This window comes from Leucobacter sp. UCD-THU (assembly GCF_000349545.1).
Taxonomy (GTDB): domain Bacteria; phylum Actinomycetota; class Actinomycetes; order Actinomycetales; family Microbacteriaceae; genus Leucobacter; species Leucobacter muris.
Window position 1 is genome coordinate 153,428 of sequence record NZ_KB714605.1, and the last position, 16,192, is coordinate 169,619.

13 protein-coding genes are annotated in these 16,192 nt (G+C 70.4%); 3 read left to right on the plus strand and 10 right to left on the minus strand.

Annotation, left to right across the window (positions count from 1 at the left end; genetic code table 11):
- Positions 1-104: 104 nt before the first annotated feature.
- Positions 105-650 (plus strand): TetR/AcrR family transcriptional regulator, encoded by a 546-nt coding sequence (locus H490_RS30135; RefSeq protein WP_238560357.1) that lies wholly within the window; start codon positions 105-107, stop codon positions 648-650.
- Positions 651-849: 199 nt separating this feature from the next.
- Here the strand turns inward: H490_RS30135 and H490_RS30140 are convergent, their stop codons facing one another.
- Positions 850-3,441 (minus strand): ATP-dependent helicase, encoded by a 2,592-nt coding sequence (locus H490_RS30140; protein WP_017885256.1) that lies wholly within the window; start codon positions 3,439-3,441, stop codon positions 850-852.
- A gap of 367 nt (positions 3,442-3,808) precedes the next feature.
- On the opposite strand from H490_RS30140, the gene H490_RS30145 reads away from it, so the two are divergent.
- Complete coding sequence (locus tag H490_RS30145; protein WP_031290342.1) at positions 3,809-4,795, plus strand: asparaginase domain-containing protein; 987 nt, start codon at positions 3,809-3,811, stop codon at positions 4,793-4,795.
- Positions 4,796-4,990: 195 nt separating this feature from the next.
- On the opposite strand, the gene H490_RS30150 is transcribed toward H490_RS30145, so the two are convergent.
- Positions 4,991-6,010 carry a glycerophosphodiester phosphodiesterase family protein gene (locus H490_RS30150; RefSeq protein WP_017885258.1) on the minus strand — a complete coding sequence of 340 codons (1,020 nt, stop codon included), beginning with the start codon at positions 6,008-6,010 and terminating at the stop codon, positions 4,991-4,993.
- Between the two features lie 121 nt (positions 6,011-6,131).
- Here H490_RS30150 and H490_RS30155 point away from each other — a divergent pair, with 121 nt between their 5' ends.
- Entirely contained in the window at positions 6,132-6,974 is an 843-nt protein-coding gene (locus tag H490_RS30155) for a Bax inhibitor-1/YccA family membrane protein (protein ID WP_017885259.1), read from the plus strand.
- Positions 6,975-7,104: 130 nt separating this feature from the next.
- Here the strand turns inward: H490_RS30155 and guaA are convergent, their stop codons facing one another.
- The 8 genes from guaA to H490_RS30195 all read right to left on the minus strand — a co-directional run bounded on the left by guaA (position 7,105) and on the right by H490_RS30195 (position 16,184).
- Positions 7,105-8,688 (minus strand): glutamine-hydrolyzing GMP synthase, encoded by a 1,584-nt coding sequence (guaA, locus tag H490_RS30160; protein ID WP_017885260.1) that lies wholly within the window; start codon positions 8,686-8,688, stop codon positions 7,105-7,107.
- Positions 8,689-8,754: 66 nt separating this feature from the next.
- The gene (locus H490_RS30165; RefSeq protein ID WP_017885261.1) at positions 8,755-9,213 is read right to left on the minus strand and encodes a DUF3817 domain-containing protein; all 459 of its coding nucleotides are present in this window, start codon (positions 9,211-9,213) and stop codon (positions 8,755-8,757) included.
- Between the two features lie 10 nt (positions 9,214-9,223).
- Entirely contained in the window at positions 9,224-10,150 is a 927-nt protein-coding gene (locus tag H490_RS30170; RefSeq protein WP_017885262.1) for an SURF1 family protein, read from the minus strand.
- Between the two features lie 15 nt (positions 10,151-10,165).
- Positions 10,166-11,287 (minus strand): GuaB3 family IMP dehydrogenase-related protein, encoded by a 1,122-nt coding sequence (locus tag H490_RS30175; protein WP_017885263.1) that lies wholly within the window; start codon positions 11,285-11,287, stop codon positions 10,166-10,168.
- 25 nt (positions 11,288-11,312) lie between these two features.
- The gene (guaB, locus tag H490_RS30180; protein ID WP_017885264.1) at positions 11,313-12,815 is read right to left on the minus strand and encodes an IMP dehydrogenase; all 1,503 of its coding nucleotides are present in this window, start codon (positions 12,813-12,815) and stop codon (positions 11,313-11,315) included.
- A gap of 67 nt (positions 12,816-12,882) precedes the next feature.
- Positions 12,883-13,800, minus strand: a complete 918-nt coding sequence (gene rarD, locus H490_RS30185; RefSeq protein WP_041205910.1) for an EamA family transporter RarD — start codon at positions 13,798-13,800, stop codon at positions 12,883-12,885.
- Between the two features lie 136 nt (positions 13,801-13,936).
- Positions 13,937-15,043, minus strand: a complete 1,107-nt coding sequence (locus tag H490_RS30190) for a mandelate racemase/muconate lactonizing enzyme family protein (protein WP_017885266.1) — start codon at positions 15,041-15,043, stop codon at positions 13,937-13,939.
- Positions 15,044-15,074: 31 nt separating this feature from the next.
- Complete coding sequence (locus H490_RS30195; protein WP_017885267.1) at positions 15,075-16,184, minus strand: saccharopine dehydrogenase NADP-binding domain-containing protein; 1,110 nt, start codon at positions 16,182-16,184, stop codon at positions 15,075-15,077.
- Positions 16,185-16,192: the final 8 nt, after the last annotated feature.

Here is a 16,192-nt window from a genome sequence, read left to right on the forward strand (position 1 = left end):
GGGTGATAACGGAGGTGGACGTGGAACAGGCCGAGACCCCGAGACGCGAGGGGCTGCGAGCGCGAAAGCGCCGGGCGACCGAGAACGCCATCGAGACATCGGCCGTGAAACTGGCTCTCGAGCACGGCGTCGAGCACGTGACGGTCGAGGCGATCTGCGAGATGGCCGATATCTCGCGCAGCACGTTCTTCAACTACTTCGCCGGCCGCGACTACGCGATCGTGGGGCGCGCGATCAGCATCCCCGAGGGCGACGATGCGTTCGTGGTACTCGACAGCTGCCCCGAGAACCTCACTCTCGGCATTCTGCGCCTCGTCTTCGCGGCGATCGGCCACAACAACGTCAACACCGAGGTGGCCCGCCTGCGCGCGCAGCTCATCGCCGAGCAACCCGAGGCCGGCCGCATGGCGCTCGTCACGCTGATGGAGTCCGCGCACCAGCTCACGGGCACCGCCGCGGCCTGGCTCTTCGCCCATCCCGAGCATGCCAAGCTCGACTCCCCCGTGCGGGAGGCCACACTCGCGGCCTCGCTCGCGCACGGCGTGATCAGCGCGCAGCTCGGGGAATGGATGCAGGGCGAGGGCGACATCGCCGCGGACGAGCAGGATCTCGAGCGCATGATGCAGGAGTACCGCATCCTCATCGGGTGAGGCGCGCAGTCGCCGTCACCGCTCGACGGCGCCGGCACTGGTCGACGGCGCCGACCCTCGACCCGGTTGGCCCTCGGCCCGCTGCGGGACACGGAGTCGCTGCGGGACACGGTCCCGACACGGAGCCGCCACGGGATGCACCGTATCTCGGATGACGCGTCGCCCCCCGGGCCGCCGACCGGCTCCCGGAGAACCGCGATCAGTCGACTTTGCTGATGGGCGCGAGCTTGACCAGCAGCTTGCGCTCCCCCACCGCGTCGAACACGACGTGGGCGATGCGCTTCGAACCGACGCCCGTGACGCTCGTCACGCGGCCCTCGCCGTACTCGTCGTGGCGGATGCGATCGCCCGAAGCGAGTTCGAGGTCGCCGTTGTCGCGGGCCGCGCCGCCGATCATGTTGGGGAAGCCGCCGCCCGCGGCCTGCGCCGCTTTGGCCTGCCGCTTGCGCTCGCGCCACTTCTCGAGCGCCGACTGCATGTTGCCGCTGGCGGGCTCGCTGACCGCCGCCGCTCCCGAACCGCCGCGCGATCCCGAGCTGCCGAACGACACCGACGAGTCGATGCGCCCGCGCGATCGCGGGCCGCCCGCTCCGTAGCCCGACGACGAGCCCCGGGGCGCGTTGAGCGCGCGCGACTCGGTGCCGCCGCGGCCGGTGACCTCGCCGGGAGACTGCCGCCAGTCGATGAGCCCCTCGGGGATCTCCTGCAGGAAGCGGGAGGGCATCGCGACGGAGATGTCGCCGAAGGTGGCGCGGGTCGACGCGAGCGTGAGGTACAGCTGCTCTCGGGCGCGCGTGATGCCGACGTACATGAGCCGCCGCTCCTCGCTGATGCCGCCGACCTCGTCGACCGACATCTGGTGCGGCAGCAGCCCCTCTTCGACGCCGGTGATGAACACGGCCTTGAACTCGAGGCCCTTGGCGGTGTGCATGGTCATGAGCGAGACGGTGCCGCTGGTGTCGTCGAGATCGTCGGCTGCGGCGACGAGGCTCACCTCGGTGAGGAAGGCGAGCAGGCCGGCGCCCGGCTGCTTGGCGTCGAACTCGCGGGCGACCGCGATGAGCTCTTCAAGGTTCTCGGCGCGCGCGTCGTCTTGCGGGTCGCGCTTGGCCCGGAGCTTCTCGATCATCTCGGTCTCGTCGAGGATCAGCTTGAGCACGTCGCCGACCGGCGCCGGTTGCGCCTCTTCGGCGGAGTCGTCGGTCGCGCCCCCGCCGACCGCCATGCGCGCGGCCCGGGTGAGCAGCTCGGCGAGCTGCCGCGCAGTGCCGCGCAGCTTGGGGCCGAGCGCCCCGACCTCGTCGGCGCGCAGCATCGCCTCGTGGAAGGAGATGCCCTGCGCCTCCTGGAAGTTGGCGAGGTGCGCCTCGGCCATGGGCCCGACGCCGCGCTTCGGGGCGCCCAGCAGGCGCGACCACGCGATGGGGTCGTAGGGGTTCGCGATGCTGGTCAGGTAGGCCATCGCGTCTTTGATCTCAGCGCGCTCGTAGAACTTGGTGCCGCCGAGCACGCGGTACGGAATGGCGGATCGGATCAGCAGTTCTTCAAGGGCGCGGGTCTGCGAGTTGGTGCGGTAGAACACCGCGATGTCGCCGTAGGCGGTGCCTGCACGGTGCAGATCCTCGATCTCCTCTGCGACGAAGCGGGCCTCGTCGTGCTGCGAGTAGCCGGTGAACCCGACGATCTTCGCGCCGTCGCCCTCGGCGGTCCAGAGGTTCTTCTCCTGCCGGTCGAAGTTGTTGCCGATCACGGCGTTGGCGGCCGAGAGGATGTTCTGCGTGGAGCGGTAGTTCTGCTCGAGCTTCACCACCTCGGCGCCGCGGAAGTCGCGCTCGAACTCGACGATGTTGCGGATGTCGGCCCCGCGGAAGGCGTAGATCGACTGATCGCTGTCGCCGACGACGGTGAGGCTGGCGGGCGGGATGCCGCCGCTCGCGTCGAGTTCGCGCTCTCGGGCGGGCGGCATGAGCCGGTCGACCTCCTCGGGCGCGACGGCCCGCGTGAGCTCGCGGATCAGGGAGTACTGCGCGTGGTTCGTGTCCTGGTACTCGTCGACGAGGATGTGGCGGAAGCGCCGCTGGTAGACGGCCGCCACGTCGGGGTGGGCGCGGAAGAGCTGCACCGTCTGCCCGATGAGGTCGTCGAAGTCGAAGGCGTTGGCGCGTCGCAGCTCCTGCTCGTACATCTTGAATATCTCGACGAAGAGGCGGTCGCGCGGGTCGTTCTCGTTCATGGTCGCCGCGTAGTCGTCGGCGTCGCTCAGCTCGTTCTTGAGCTTCGATATCTTCGATCCGGCGTTCGCGGGCGTGAATCCGTACGTATCGGCGTCGAGTTCTTTGATGATGCGCTTGAGCAGCGCGCGCGAGTCGGCCGAGTCGTAGATGGTGAAGCCCGACACGTAGCCGAAGCGCTCGGCCTCGCGCCGCAGGATGCGCACGCACGCGGAGTGGAACGTCGAGATCCACATGCCCTGCGCGCCGTCGCCCAGCAGCCCCTCGATGCGCTCGCGCATCTCGGCGGCCGCCTTGTTGGTGAAGGTGATGGCGAGGATCTGGCTCGGCCACGCCTCTTTGTTGCGGATGAGGTGGGCGATGCGGTGGGTGAGCACGCGGGTCTTGCCCGATCCGGCGCCCGCCACGATCAGCAGTGCCGGCCCGCGCGACACCACGGCGCGCTCCTGCGCGGGATTCAGCCCGTCGAGCAGGGGGTCGCCGCCGCCCTCGCCGGGCGCGCCGCCCGCAGAAGGACCACCGAACGGAGCACCGGGCTCCAGAAGTTCAAACTCGCTCATCGTGGGATCCAGTCTAGGCGCGACCACTGACATTCCTCTCTGCGCCCGCACCCCTCCTGCCCCTGCCCCTCACCCCGCCCTTCCCCGCTTCCACGTCGCCCTTCCCTCCTCCTGGCCAGTCCCCCCCTTCTCCTTCCCTCCTTCCCTCCTTCCCTCCTTCCCTCCTTCCCTCCTTCCCTCCTTCCCTCCCTTCCCCTGTCGAGATGACGCATGTGGTCAGCGGTGGGACGTGCGAGCGACCGCACGCGTCATCTCAGCTGGGGCGGACGACAGGGTGGGGATGGGGTGGACGACGTGGACGGCGATAGACCATGGGGATGGACGGTGGGGGCGCACGGCGGTGCGGCCGACAGGCCAGAATAGAGGAATGGCAACTCCCAGCGTGCTCGTCTTCGCGACGGGCGGCACCATCGGCATGCACGAGACCGACGCGGGGCTCGCCCCCGACCCCGACTTCCCCGAGGTGCTCGAGCGGCTCGTGGCCGGCATCTGCCGCCCGCTCGGCCTCGAGGCACGCATCAACCATCTGCTCCCCGCCATCGACAGCGCGAACGCCGACGCCGAGACGGCGCCCCGCATCGCCCGCGCGATCAGCGCACGCGTGCGCACCCAGCGCCCGCGCGGCGTCGTGATCCTGCACGGCACCGACACGCTCGCCTACGCCGCGTCGCGCCTCGCGTTCGACCTGGCCGGCATCGGCAGCCCCGTAGTGGTGACGGGCAGTCAGCTCGCCCACGGCGCCCCGCACACCGATGCCCTCGACAACCTCGCGCTCGCGATTCGCGCCTCCGTGAAGGCTGCGCCGGGCGCGCCGGTCTCGGTGGCCTTCGGCGGCGCGATCCTGCCCGCCGTGCGCACGGTCAAGCACGACAGCGTCTCGCTCGCCGCCTTCCGCGCCGAGCGCTCGCTCGCCCCCGATCCCGTGGGCATCCCCTCGGCGCCTTCGGGCCTCGACTCCCCCGCCGCGCCCGCCCGTGTGCTCTCCTTCCGCTTCACGCCGGCCGTGACCGCGGCCGACCTGCGCGCGGCGCTCGGCGGCGGCCCCGACGGGCTGGTGCTGGAGTGCTACGGATCGGGCAACGCGCCGATGGCCCGGCCCGGCATGCTCGGCACGCTGCGCGAGATCTGCGGATCGCTGCCCGTCGTCGCGGTGACGCAGTGCGCGACCGGAGGGGTGGATCTCGCCCGCTACGCGGTGGGGCGCGAGCTGGCCGCCGCGGGTGCGATCGACGGGTCGGATCTCACGGTCGAGGCGGCGACGGCGAAACTCGGATTTCTGCTCGACCGCGGACACCGAGGCGCCGAGCTGCGCGGCCTCATGGAGCAGAATCTCGTCGGAGAGCTCACCCGCTGAGCCCGCAGCGCCGTTGCGTGTCGGGCCGCCCGCGCCCGACCGCCCTCGCGCCCCGATCCGCCGCCGACCCGCGCCCGCGGCCCGACATCCCGCGCACCGATCGACCCTCAGACACCCCGACCGCGCGAATCGGGGCGCTGCTGCGTCGATCGGTGCGGGTGGGTGCTCGCACCAGCGCCCGTGCTCGCCCCGCGGCTACGCCTGAGCTTCGCGGATCGCAACCCCCAGGTCGGGGTGATCGACGAAGATCCCGTCGACCCCCGAGCGCAGCAGCAGCCCGAACTCGCTCTGCCAGTCGCCCCACTCGGCGCCGCGCAGCGAGCTCTGGAAGCGCACGTTGAGGTAGCGGTTCTCGGGCCTGAGCGTCCACGTGTAGACGCGCAGCCCCCGCGCGTGCGCCCGCGCCACGAGGTCGGTCGGGCCGGTCGCGCGACCCAGCGCGTTCACCCGGATGAGGTTGCCCTTGGCCACGCTCACCCCGTCGACCCGCTCGGCGAGCAGGTCGAGCCCGGCGTCGCTGCGGTACCACGCGAAGCTGCGCGACGGCGCGCCGCCGACCGGCTCGTCGGCGGGCGACCCGAAGCGGTCGGTGAGGAACACAAGCTCGGCGCGCGCACCGGCCGCGCGCAGTCGATCCAGCACCCCCAGTTCGAACGACTCGATCACGAGCCGCTCCCCGCGCGCGTCCCATCCAGCCTCGGCGAGTTCGGCGAGCAGGAGCAGCCCCAGGTCGTAACCGATGCCCGCGAAGTAGGCGGCGTGCTTGATCTCGACCACCACTCGCAGCGGTTCGCCGCACCGCGAGCTCTCGTCGTCGACGATCGCGAGCACGTCGCGCAAGCGCAGGATCGGCTCGGAGCCCTCGAACTCGCGGTTGTCGGGGCGCACGCGCTTCAGGCGCTCGGTGCAGCGCAGCGTCGACAGCTCCTGCCAGGTGAAATCCTCGGTGAACCAACCAGTGAGGCGCTTGCCGTCGATCGTCTTCGTCGTGCGGCGCGAGGCGAACTCGGGGTGCCTCGCGACGTCGGTCGTGCCCGAGATCTCGTTCTCGTGGCGCACCACCAGCACGCCGTCGCGCGTGGCGACGATGTCGGGTTCGACCGCGTCGGCGCCGAGCTCGAAGGCGAGCCGGTACGACGAGGCGCTGTGCTCGGGCCGGTATCCCGGCGCCCCGCGGTGACCGATGACAAGGGGCGCGCGATGCGGGCTGTCCATGGGTTCCAGCCTATCCGCGGTGCGCGAACAGGGGCTCCGCATCGGGCAGAGTCACAGCCACCGCGAGGCGCCCTGTGGATAAGCTTGAAGCGTCCCATACGCCAGGAAAGGATTCCGACGCATGAGCAACCCGGCTCTCAGCAACAACCCGGCACTCAACGGCAAGACCCTCACCGCTGACGAGCTGCGCCGCATCTACGATCAGCCCGCCGCGCAGACGCAGCGGCCCGGCATCGACGAGCCCGTCGCAGAGGCGGGCTTCGGCGGCGAGCAGCCGCCCGTCGTCACGCCCTCCGACCGCCCGATGACGTATGAGAACACCATCTCCAAGACGGTGATGCTGTTCCTCATCGTGCTCGTCTTCGGCGCCATCGGCTGGTTCATGCCGATCCTCGCGCTGCCCGCGGCCATCGTCGGCCTCGTGCTCGGCCTCGTCAACTCGTTCAAGAAGGAGCCGAGCGTTCCCCTCATCGTGCTGTACGCGGTGTTCCAGGGCGTCTTCCTCGGCGGCATCTCGGGCATCTTCGAGGCCCAGTGGGCGGGCATCGTCTCGCAGGCCGTCATCGGCACGCTCTCGGTGTTCGGCGTGACCCTGCTGCTGTTCCGCAGCGGCAAGGTGCGCACCAGCCCGAAGATGACCAAGATCGTGCTCATCGCGATGGTCGGCTACCTCGTCTTCTCGCTCATCAACTTCGGCATGATCATGTTCGGCGCGACCGACGATCCCTGGGGCATGCGCGGTGTGACGGTGTTCGGCATCCCCCTCGGCGTGGTCATCGGCCTGCTCGCCGTCTTCCTCGCCGCCTACTCGCTGGTCATGGACTTCGAGTTGATCCAGAACGGCGTGAAGAACCGCGTGCCCGAGAAGTGGGCCTGGTCGGCGGCCTTCGGCCTCATGGTCACGCTGATCTGGCTGTACGTCGAGATCCTGCGCATCCTCGCGATCCTGCGCGGCAGCGACTGATCCTCAGCGGATCGACGAAGCCCGGGCCTCACGGCCCGGGCTTCTTCCGTCTCCGCCCCTGACGCTGCGGCGACGTCATCGCCGCGCTCAGAACCGTGGCAACAGAAAAGCCGGCTCGCGCCGGCTTTTCTCACTCCCACTCGATGGTCCCCGGAGGCTTCGAGGTGACGTCGAGTACGACGCGGTTGACCTCGGGCACCTGGTTGGTGATGCGGTTCGAGATGCGGGCGAGCACCTCGTAGGGCACGCGCGTCCAGTCGGCCGTCATGGCGTCCTCCGACGAGACGGGGCGCAGCACGATCGGGTGGCCGTAGGTGCGACCGTCGCCCTGCACCCCCACGGAGCGCACGTCGGCGAGCAGCACGACCGGGCACTGCCAGATCTCGGCGTCGAGGCCGGCGGCGGTCAGCTCCTCGCGCGCGATCGCGTCGGCGGCGCGCAGCGTCTCGAGGCGATCCCGGGTGACCTCTCCGACGATGCGGATGCCGAGGCCGGGGCCGGGGAACGGCTGACGGCCCACGATCGCCTCGGGGATGCCGAGCTCGCGGCCGATCTCGCGCACCTCGTCCTTGAACAGGGTGCGCAGCGGCTCGATCAGCTCGAAGTCGAGGTCTTCGGGCAGGCCGCCCACGTTGTGGTGCGACTTGATGTTCGCGGTGCCGGATCCGCCGCCCGACTCGACCACGTCGGGGTACAGCGTGCCCTGCACGAGGAACTTCACCTTCTCGCCCTCGGCCTTCGCCTCGGCGACGAGGTCGAGCTGCACCTGCTCGAACGCGCGGATGAACTCGCGGCCGATGATCTTGCGCTTCTCCTCGGGATCGGTGACGCCCTCGAGGTGGCCGAGGAAGACGTCGGCCGCGTCGATAGTGATGAGGTTCACGCCGGTGGAGGCGACGTAGTCGCGCTCGACCTGCTCGCGCTCGCCCTGTCGCAGCAGGCCGTGGTCGACGAAGACCGCGGTGAGCTGGTCGCCGATGGCCTTGTGCACGAGCGCGGTCGAGACGGCCGAGTCGACGCCGCCCGACAGCGCGGAGATGACGCGCGCGTCGCCCACCTGGGCGCGGATACGCTCCACCTGCTCGGCGATCACGTTGCCCGCGTTCCAGTCGGCGGGGATGCCGGCGACGTGGTGCAGGAAGTTCTCGAGGATGCGCTGGCCGTGGTCGGAGTGCTTGACCTCGGGATGCCACTGCACCCCGTACAGCTTCTTCTCGGGCGAGCCGAACGCGGCGACGGGGGTGACCGAGGTGCGCGCCAGCACGTCGAAGCCCTCGGGCGCCCGCTGCACGGCGTCGCCGTGGCTCATCCAGACGTTCTGCGTCTCGGGCTGGCCGCCGAGGATCGCGCCGCCGTCGCCGACGATGCGGGCCTCGGTGGCGCCGTACTCGCGGTCGCCGGTGTTGCCGACCTCGCCGCCGAGGGCGCGGGCCATCACCTGGAAGCCGTAGCAGATGCCGAGCACGGGCACGCCGAGCTCGAAGATCGCGGGGTCGAACTGCGGGGCGCCCTCCTCGTACACGGACGACGGACCGCCCGAGAGCACGATGCCGAGCGGCTGCTTCGCCTCGACCTCGGCCGCGGTGATGCTGTGCGGCACGAGCTCGGAGTACACGCCGGCCTCGCGCACGCGGCGCGCGATCAGCTGCGCGTACTGCGCACCGAAGTCGACCACGAGAACCGGGCGGTGGTCCGTGTCAGTCTGTTCTGCCATTGCAGGCCTTTCGAGGTTGTGGAGGCCGGCTCTGCGAGGGCCGCCTCCGGGGGTCAGAAGACGATTCTACTGAAGCGGGGCCGCTGCGGCCTCGGCCTCGCGAGCGTTCAGGAAGCCGGTGACCTCGCGCACGATGCGGGCCTCCAGGAAGAACGACATGAAGGGCACCACGCCGCCGAGGGCGATGAGGATGAAGCGCCAGAAGCTCCAGCGCATGGGGCTCCACAGCAGGAAGTCGGAGACCAGGTAGATCACGTAGAACCAGCCGTGGGCGATGAGGATCGCCTTGAACAGGTCGAAGCCCTGGGGGGCGAAGTCGGCCTCGACCCCCTCGGGGGCGAGCGGGTAGAAGTTGGCGAAGCCGTCGGGCGTGAAGAGGAAGAGCTGCACGTTGAAGACGTACTTCATGACCATCACGGCGCAGAGCAGCAGGAGCATCACGCCGGTGATCACCGAGGTGACCTTGTAGAAGCTCAATGCCTTGCGAATGCGCGGGTAATCGGACGGCTTGGGCTGCAGTTGCATGGGTTCCATTCTATTCTTGCGCCGCTTGGAGCAGCTTGAGTTCGTGCTCCTTCTCCCAGGCGTCGCGGGTGAGGCGGTACCAGAGAAAGAGGGCGAAGCCGGCGAACACGATCCACTCGACCCCGTAGAAGATGTTGAGCCAGTTGACGGTCTCGGGCGGCAGCGGGGCGACCGAGTCGACGGGGTCGAGGTCGGCCTCCGCGAGCAGCGGAGCGGCGGCCCCGGTGTCGTGCAGCACGAGGTAGCCCGAGTAAACGGGGCTGTCGACGCCGGTCCACACGTTCGCGAGGAAGGCCGGGATCATGGTGCGCATGACCTGCGGATCCTCGCCCGCACCGGGCACCTGCGGCCCCTCGGGGGGCATGAAGCGCCCCTCGAGGGCGCGGCCTTCGGCGAACGCGGGATCCGCCTCGAGCGTCTCGATCGCGCGTTCGGCGTCGGCCTCGCTCGCCGCCCAGCCGATCGCGACGGCGAGGTGCGCGCCCGGTTCGGCGTCGGGGCCCTCGGTGACGAGGTGGCCGACGACCCAGGCGCCGTTCTCGCCGTCGTTGAGGCGGGGGGCGACGATGCGCGAGTCGCCGGGTACGAATGCGCCCTCGAGGCGTACGACCACTCCGGCGCCCTCGTCGGTGACGCCCATGAGCGTGTCGGAGGCCTCCGCGAGCGGGCGCGGGGTCTCGGTGTCGACCTCCTCGACCGCGGCGTTGCGCACGGCGCTGTCCATCTGCCACTGCCCGAGCCACGCGAAGACCGCGGCCACGAGCATGGCGAACACGAGGGCGAGGATCCAGCGGGGCCTGCGCATCACCTGCGCGAGGGTGGGGTCGCCCAGGTACTCGGGTCGCTTCGACCGCCCCTGCGGGGTCGGCTGCGGCGCGTCGGGCTCGGGCTGCGGCTGATCCGCAGAGCCCGACGGGTGGGGCTGGGTCGAGGACAACGGCTTCGCGGCCCCCTAGCGCTCGGCGTGCACGACACCGACGCGCTGGAACTCCTTGAGTTCCGAGTAGCCGGTCGTCGCCATCGCGCGGCGCAGCGCGCCGATCAGGTTGGCGCTGCCGTCGGCGACGTGCGCCGGGCCGTTCACGATCTCCGAGAGCGGGGCCACGGGTGCGACCCGCATGCGCCTGCCGCGCGGCAGATCCTCGTGGTGGGCCTCCTGGCCCCAGTGCCAGCCGCTGCCGGGGGCGTCGGAGGCCTTGGCGAGCGCCGAGCCGAGCATGATGGCGTCGGCGCCGCACGCCATCGCCTTGATGAGGTCGCCTGAGGTGCCGAGGCCGCCGTCGGCGATCACGTGCACGTAGCGCCCGCCCGACTCGTCGAGGTAGTCGGTGCGCGCCCCGGCGACGTCGGCGATCGCGGTCGCCATGGGTGCGCGGATGCCGAGCGTGGCGCGGGTGGTCGAGGACGCTCCCCCGCCGAAGCCGACGAGCACGCCGGCCGCGCCCGTCCGCATGAGGTGGAGGGCCGACTGGTAGGTGGCGGCGCCGCCCACGATCACGGGCACGTCGAGCTCGTAGATGAACTGCTTGAGGTTGAGGGGCTCGCGCCCCTCTTTCGCGACGTGCTCGGCCGAGACGGTGTTGCCGCGGATCACGAACAGGTCGACGCCCGCCTGCACCACGGTCTCGGTGAACTCGGCGGTGCGGTGCGGCGACAGCGCGCCGGCGACGGTCACGCCGGCCTCGCGGATCTCGCCGAGCCGGGCCGTGATGAGCTCGGGTCGGATCGGCGCCGAGTAGAGCTCGCGCATGCGGTGCACGGCGGCGACCTCGTCGTCGATGCCGGCGAGCTCGGCGAGCAGCGGCTCGGGATCCTCGTGGCGGGTCCAGAGGCCCTCGAGGTTGAGCACGCCGAGACCGCCGAGGCGGCCGAGCTCGATCGCGGTGGCGGGCGACATGACGGAGTCCATGGGCGCGCCGAGCACGGGGATGTCGAACTGGAACGCGTCGATCGACCACGCGGTCGAGACGAGCTCGGGGTCGCGGGTGCGCCGGGTCGGCACGATGCCGATCTCGTCGAAGGTGTACACGCGGCGGGCGCGCTTGCCCCGCCCGATCTCGATCTCGTTACTCACGATCAGGTCCGTTTCTCATGCGCGATCAGCGCTTGTAGTTGGGGGCTTCGACGACCATCTGCACGTCGTGCGGGTGGCTCTCCTTGAGCCCCGCCGAGGTGATGCGCACGAACTCGCCGCGCTGCTTCAGCTCCTCGATCGAGCGGGCCCCCACGTAGAACATCGACTGGCGCAGGCCGCCGATCATCTGGTGGGTCACCGCGCCCACCGGGCCGCGATAGGGCACCTGGCCCTCGATCCCCTCGGGGATCAGCTTCTCGTCGCTCGGCACGTCGGCCTGGAAGTAGCGGTCCTTCGAGTAGGAGGTGCGCTCGCCGCGCGTCTGCAGCGCGCCCAGCGACCCCATGCCGCGGTAGTTCTTGTACTGCTTGCCGCCCACGAAGACCAGGTCGCCGGGGCTCTCGTCGGTTCCGGCCAGCAGCGACCCCATCATCACCGAGGACGCGCCCGCGACGAGCGCCTTCGCGATGTCGCCCGAGTACTGCAGGCCGCCGTCGGCGATGACGGGGATGCCGGCGGGGGTCGCCGCCTTCGCCGCCTCGTACACGGCGGTCACCTGCGGCACGCCTACGCCCGCGATGACGCGCGTCGTGCAGATCGAGCCCGGCCCGACGCCCACCTTGACGGCGTCGGCGCCCGCGTCCGCGATCGCCTTCGCGCCGGCGTACGTCGCCACGTTGCCGCCGATCACGTCGACGCCCGCGAAGGCGGGGTCGCTCTTGATCTTCGCGATGATGTCGAGCACGCCCTTGCTGTCGCCGTTGGCGGTGTCGACCACCAGCACGTCGACGCCGGCGTCGATCAGTTCGCCCGCGCGCTTCCAGGCGTCGCCGAAGAAGCCCACCGCCGCGCCCACGCGCAGACGGCCGGCGTCGTCTTTCGTGGCGAGCGGATACTGCTCTTCCTTGTCGAAGTCCTTCACCGTGATGAGGCCGGTGAGGCGGCCCTCGTCGTCGACGAGCGGCAGCTTCTCGATCTTGTGCCGGCGGAAGATCGCCGCGGCGTCGTCGCGGGAGATGCCCACGGGGCCCGTGATGAGCGGCATCTTCGTCATGGCCTCGGAGACGCGCACCTGCGAGCGGTCCTTCGGATCGACGAAGCGCATGTCGCGGTTCGTGATGATGCCGAGCAGCACCCCGTTCGAGTCGACGACGGGCAGGCCCGAGACGCGGTACTCGCCGCAGAGCGCGTCGACCTCGGCCACGGTCGCGTCGACCGACGTGGTGACCGGGTTGGTGATCATGCCCGCCTCGCTGCGCTTGACCCGATCCACCATCTCGGCCTGATCCTGGATCGACAGGTTGCGGTGCAGGATGCCGAGGCCGCCGTTGCGCGCCATCGAGACCGCCATGCGGGTCTCGGTCACCGTGTCCATGGCCGCCGAGATCAGCGGGATGTTGAGGCGGATGCGACGCGTGAGCTGGGTCGAGGTGTCCGCGTCGCTCGGGATGACGTCGGTGTGCGCCGGAAGCAGCAGCACATCGTCGTAGGTCAGACCGGTGAACGCGAAGGGGTCGCGCTGTTCCATGGAACCTCTTTTGCTGTGTGTGTGGGGCCGGTGGGTTCAGGCGGCCGGATCGCGGCGCCTACCCCGTTCAGTCTAAGGGAATCGGCCCGGTGTTCGTCTGTGCGGTGGGCGAACGCCGGATCTGCGCGACCATGTCGGCGATGAGAATGATGAGCGCGATCCACACCGCGATGAATCCGACCCACCGGCTGACGGGCATCTCCTCGTGCATCACGAAGTAGCCGTAGAGGAAGCCGAGGATCGGGGTGAGGAACTGCAGGAACCCCATATAGGAGAGCGGCAGCCTGCGCGTGGCCTCTCCGAAGAGGATGAGGGGCACCGCCGTCATGATGCCGCTGAACATCACGAGCGCGGTGATGCCGGGGCCGAAGGAGAAGACGCCGATCCCCGAGACGCCCGCGACGATCAGCAGCTGCACGGCCGCGACGGGCAGCGATGCGAAGGTCTCGACGGTGAGGCCGGTGATGCCGTCGACCTGCTCCCCCGCGTGCTTGTGCACGGCGCCGTAGAGGCCGAACGACGTCGCGATGCCGAGCGCGATCCACGGGAAGGCGCCGTAGGCGACCGCGGCGGCCGCGACGCCCGCGGCCGCGATCCCGACCGCGATCCACTGGGGACGCGTGAGCTGCTCCTTGCGCACGATGACGCCGATGAGGATCGTGAAGAGCGGGTTGATGAAGTAGCCGAGCGAGGTCTCGAGCACGTGCCCCGTCATCACGCCGATCACGAAGAGCTGCCAGTTCGCGTAGAGCAGCAGCGCTGAGAGGGTGAACCAGCCGAGCAGTCGCGGCGAGCGCAGGATCGCCCCCACCTGGCCCCAGCGACGGGTCGCGGAGACGAGGATCACGCAGAACGTGAGGGTCGCGCCGACCCGCCAGGGCACCACCTCGAACGGCCCGACCACCGCGATGAGGCCGAAGAAGAAGGGGAAGACACCCCAGATGAGGTAGGCGCCCAGCCCGTATCCCAGTCCTGAACGAGTCATGCGCACCGGATCAGGCTACTCCCGATCCGGTGCGCGGTCTCGTCGGGGCGGGGTCCGCGCGTGGCGCCGCCCGGGTGCCGGCCCGGGGAGGAGGGAGCTCGCCGGTCTCGGACGGCGCGCCGCCCGCGGGCGCCGGCTACTCCCGCGCGAAGACCTCGCGGAACTGCTCCCCGCGGTCGAGGCGGTCGACGTCGGGCACGAGCCCGAGACCCGGAAGGGTGGGCGCCGCTGCGAAGCCGTCGCGCACCACGACGGGCGCGAAGCCGAACTCGAACGGCTGCGGCGGGATCGGCCACTCGAAGTAGCGCGAAGTCGGGCAGGGCAGCATGGCGTGCAGATTCGCGAACTGGTTGACCGCGAACCCCCACGAGTGGAACTCGCACCGCAGGCCGAAGGCCTCCGCCAGCGCGCTGAGCTTCCGGCCCTGCGTGATGCCGCCCCAGTTCGCGACGTCTCCCCGCACGATGCTCCATCCTCTGCCGGCGATCGCGTTCGCGTTCGCGAAGAGGGTCGCATTGGTGACCTCGCCCGTGGTGATCGGGATCTCGAGCGTCGAGCTCAGCTTGCGGTACCCCTCTTCGAGGTAGTCCTCCATCGGCATCTCGAACCACTCGAAGCCGGCCGACTCGAGTGCTCGTCCGACCCGCAGCGCGTCGGTGTAGTCGTAGTGCCCGACCGCGTCGGCGAGCAGCACGGTCTCGTCGCCGACGCGCTCCCGCAACTCCTCGACGAGGCGCAGGTCGTCCCGCACCCGACCGGAGAGGTGGATCTTGAAGGCGGTCAGCCCGCGCTCGCTGCGGTAGGCGTCGATGAGCTCGACGTGCTCCTCGACGGTCGGCAGATGCGGGAGCGAACCGTACACGGGGATGCGTTCGCGGCCGCCGCCGAGCAGGCGGTAGACGGGCTGCTGGGCGAGCGTGCCGATCAGGTCCCACAGCGCGAGGTCGAGGGCGGCCGCGGCCTGAGGCGCGGCGTAGAGCTTGATCACCCCGAGGGCGCGCTTCCAGAACCCCTCCGTGTCGAAGGGGTCGCGCCCGAGCAGCATCGGGGCGTAGGTGCTGAGGATGGACTCCACCAGTTCGCGCCCGTTGCCGTAGGTCGACGTGCCGCCGGTTCCCCTCGCACCGGAGTCGGTGACGACCTCCACGAGCAGCAGTTCCTGCCCGAGGCGAAACCCCTCTCCGAGGGAGAACGACAGCCCGTCGGCGTCGATGATCCGAACGACGATCTCGCGAATCTTCATGGTGCACGTTCCGTTCCCGACCCGTTGCGGGTCATAGCTTGCGAAGGATTTCGAGTTGCGAGCGCGCGACGTCCGCGACGTTCTCGCGGGTGACCGGCTCGAGGGCGGCGCCCGTGATGCTCTGATAGAGGTCGCGAGCGGAGGGCGAGAACTCGACGGCGCCCCGGGGGTCGATCCCGCCGATGCCGTCCAGCCGGGCGGCTCGCCGCTGCTCGGCTGCGAGCTCGCCCTCGTCCCAGTCCTCGGGCAGGGCGAGCCGCACCGAGCCCTCGGCGAGCTCGACGGGATACCCGCCGACCATCCCCAGCGGACCGGCCATGAGGCTGCGCCGCGCGGGCCCCTGCCCGAGGAGTGCTTCGAGATCCTCGACGATCGAGGTCGCCGTCCAGGTGTGGGAAGCGGCTCCGCGCGGCACGGCGGCCCCGGCTCGCCTCAGCAGTGCGCGCTGCTCGTCCGCGCCCGGCCCCTCCGGCGCTCCCCGCCAGGTGATGCTCAGCCGCCACCCCTGCGGCAGCTCGGGCTCCCGCATGAGCAGGTTCCTCACGTGCACGTAGTGCGCGCTCAGAGCGATCTCGAGGTCATCGCCGGCTGAACCGGCGCGCTCTGACAGCGCCGTGCGGAGTCCGGGCTCGAGGAGCCTGATGTTCCCCGCCCCCGCGGGGGCGAAGCCGTGCCAGCGGGCGAGCAGCGCGTTGATGGCGTCGGGGTAGGCGGCGTTCATGAACAGCGGTCGGGGTTCGCTCGCGCCGACCGCTGAGGCGACGGCCGAGGCGATCACCAGGTGCAGCGCCAGCCAGGGCCCGAAGCCGAGTTCGTTGAAACCGCGGCCCACGTCCTGCCTCCCGGCGATGGCCCACCACCGTTCGACCGGCAGCAGCGTCGCGACGTTCACGACGGCGTCCGCTCGGGAGGCCTCGATGAGCGATCGCAGGCCCTGCTCGTCGAGCGCGTCGAGAGCGATGCCCTCGACGTGGGGCGAGGGCGCGACGGCCAGCGCTCGGAGGCCCGCGACCGCCTCGTCGACGCGTTCCCGGTCGCGATCCACGAGCGTGATGCGCCAGCGGCATCCGCGGATTCTCGCCGCCGCCGCGATCTGCTGGCCGAGTCCGCCGGCCCCGATGATGATGACTGATCTGTGCATGGGCTTCT

What these genes read in the sequence shown, in the direction of transcription:
- H490_RS30140 (WP_017885256.1), bottom strand. Translation starts at nt 3,441, where the DNA reads ATGAGCGAGTTTGAACTTCTGGAGCCCGGTGCTCCGTTCGGTGGTCCT.
- H490_RS30145 (WP_031290342.1), top strand. Translation starts at nt 3,809, where the DNA reads ATGGCAACTCCCAGCGTGCTCGTCTTCGCGACGGGCGGCACCATCGGC.
- H490_RS30150 (WP_017885258.1), bottom strand. Translation starts at nt 6,010, where the DNA reads ATGGACAGCCCGCATCGCGCGCCCCTTGTCATCGGTCACCGCGGGGCG.
- H490_RS30155 (WP_017885259.1), top strand. Translation starts at nt 6,132, where the DNA reads ATGAGCAACCCGGCTCTCAGCAACAACCCGGCACTCAACGGCAAGACC.
- guaA (WP_017885260.1), bottom strand. Translation starts at nt 8,688, where the DNA reads ATGGCAGAACAGACTGACACGGACCACCGCCCGGTTCTCGTGGTCGAC.
- H490_RS30165 (WP_017885261.1), bottom strand. Translation starts at nt 9,213, where the DNA reads ATGCAACTGCAGCCCAAGCCGTCCGATTACCCGCGCATTCGCAAGGCA.
- guaB (WP_017885264.1), bottom strand. Translation starts at nt 12,815, where the DNA reads ATGGAACAGCGCGACCCCTTCGCGTTCACCGGTCTGACCTACGACGAT.
- rarD (WP_041205910.1), bottom strand. Translation starts at nt 13,800, where the DNA reads ATGACTCGTTCAGGACTGGGATACGGGCTGGGCGCCTACCTCATCTGG.
- H490_RS30190 (WP_017885266.1), bottom strand. Translation starts at nt 15,043, where the DNA reads ATGAAGATTCGCGAGATCGTCGTTCGGATCATCGACGCCGACGGGCTG.
- H490_RS30195 (WP_017885267.1), bottom strand. Translation starts at nt 16,184, where the DNA reads ATGCACAGATCAGTCATCATCATCGGGGCCGGCGGACTCGGCCAGCAG.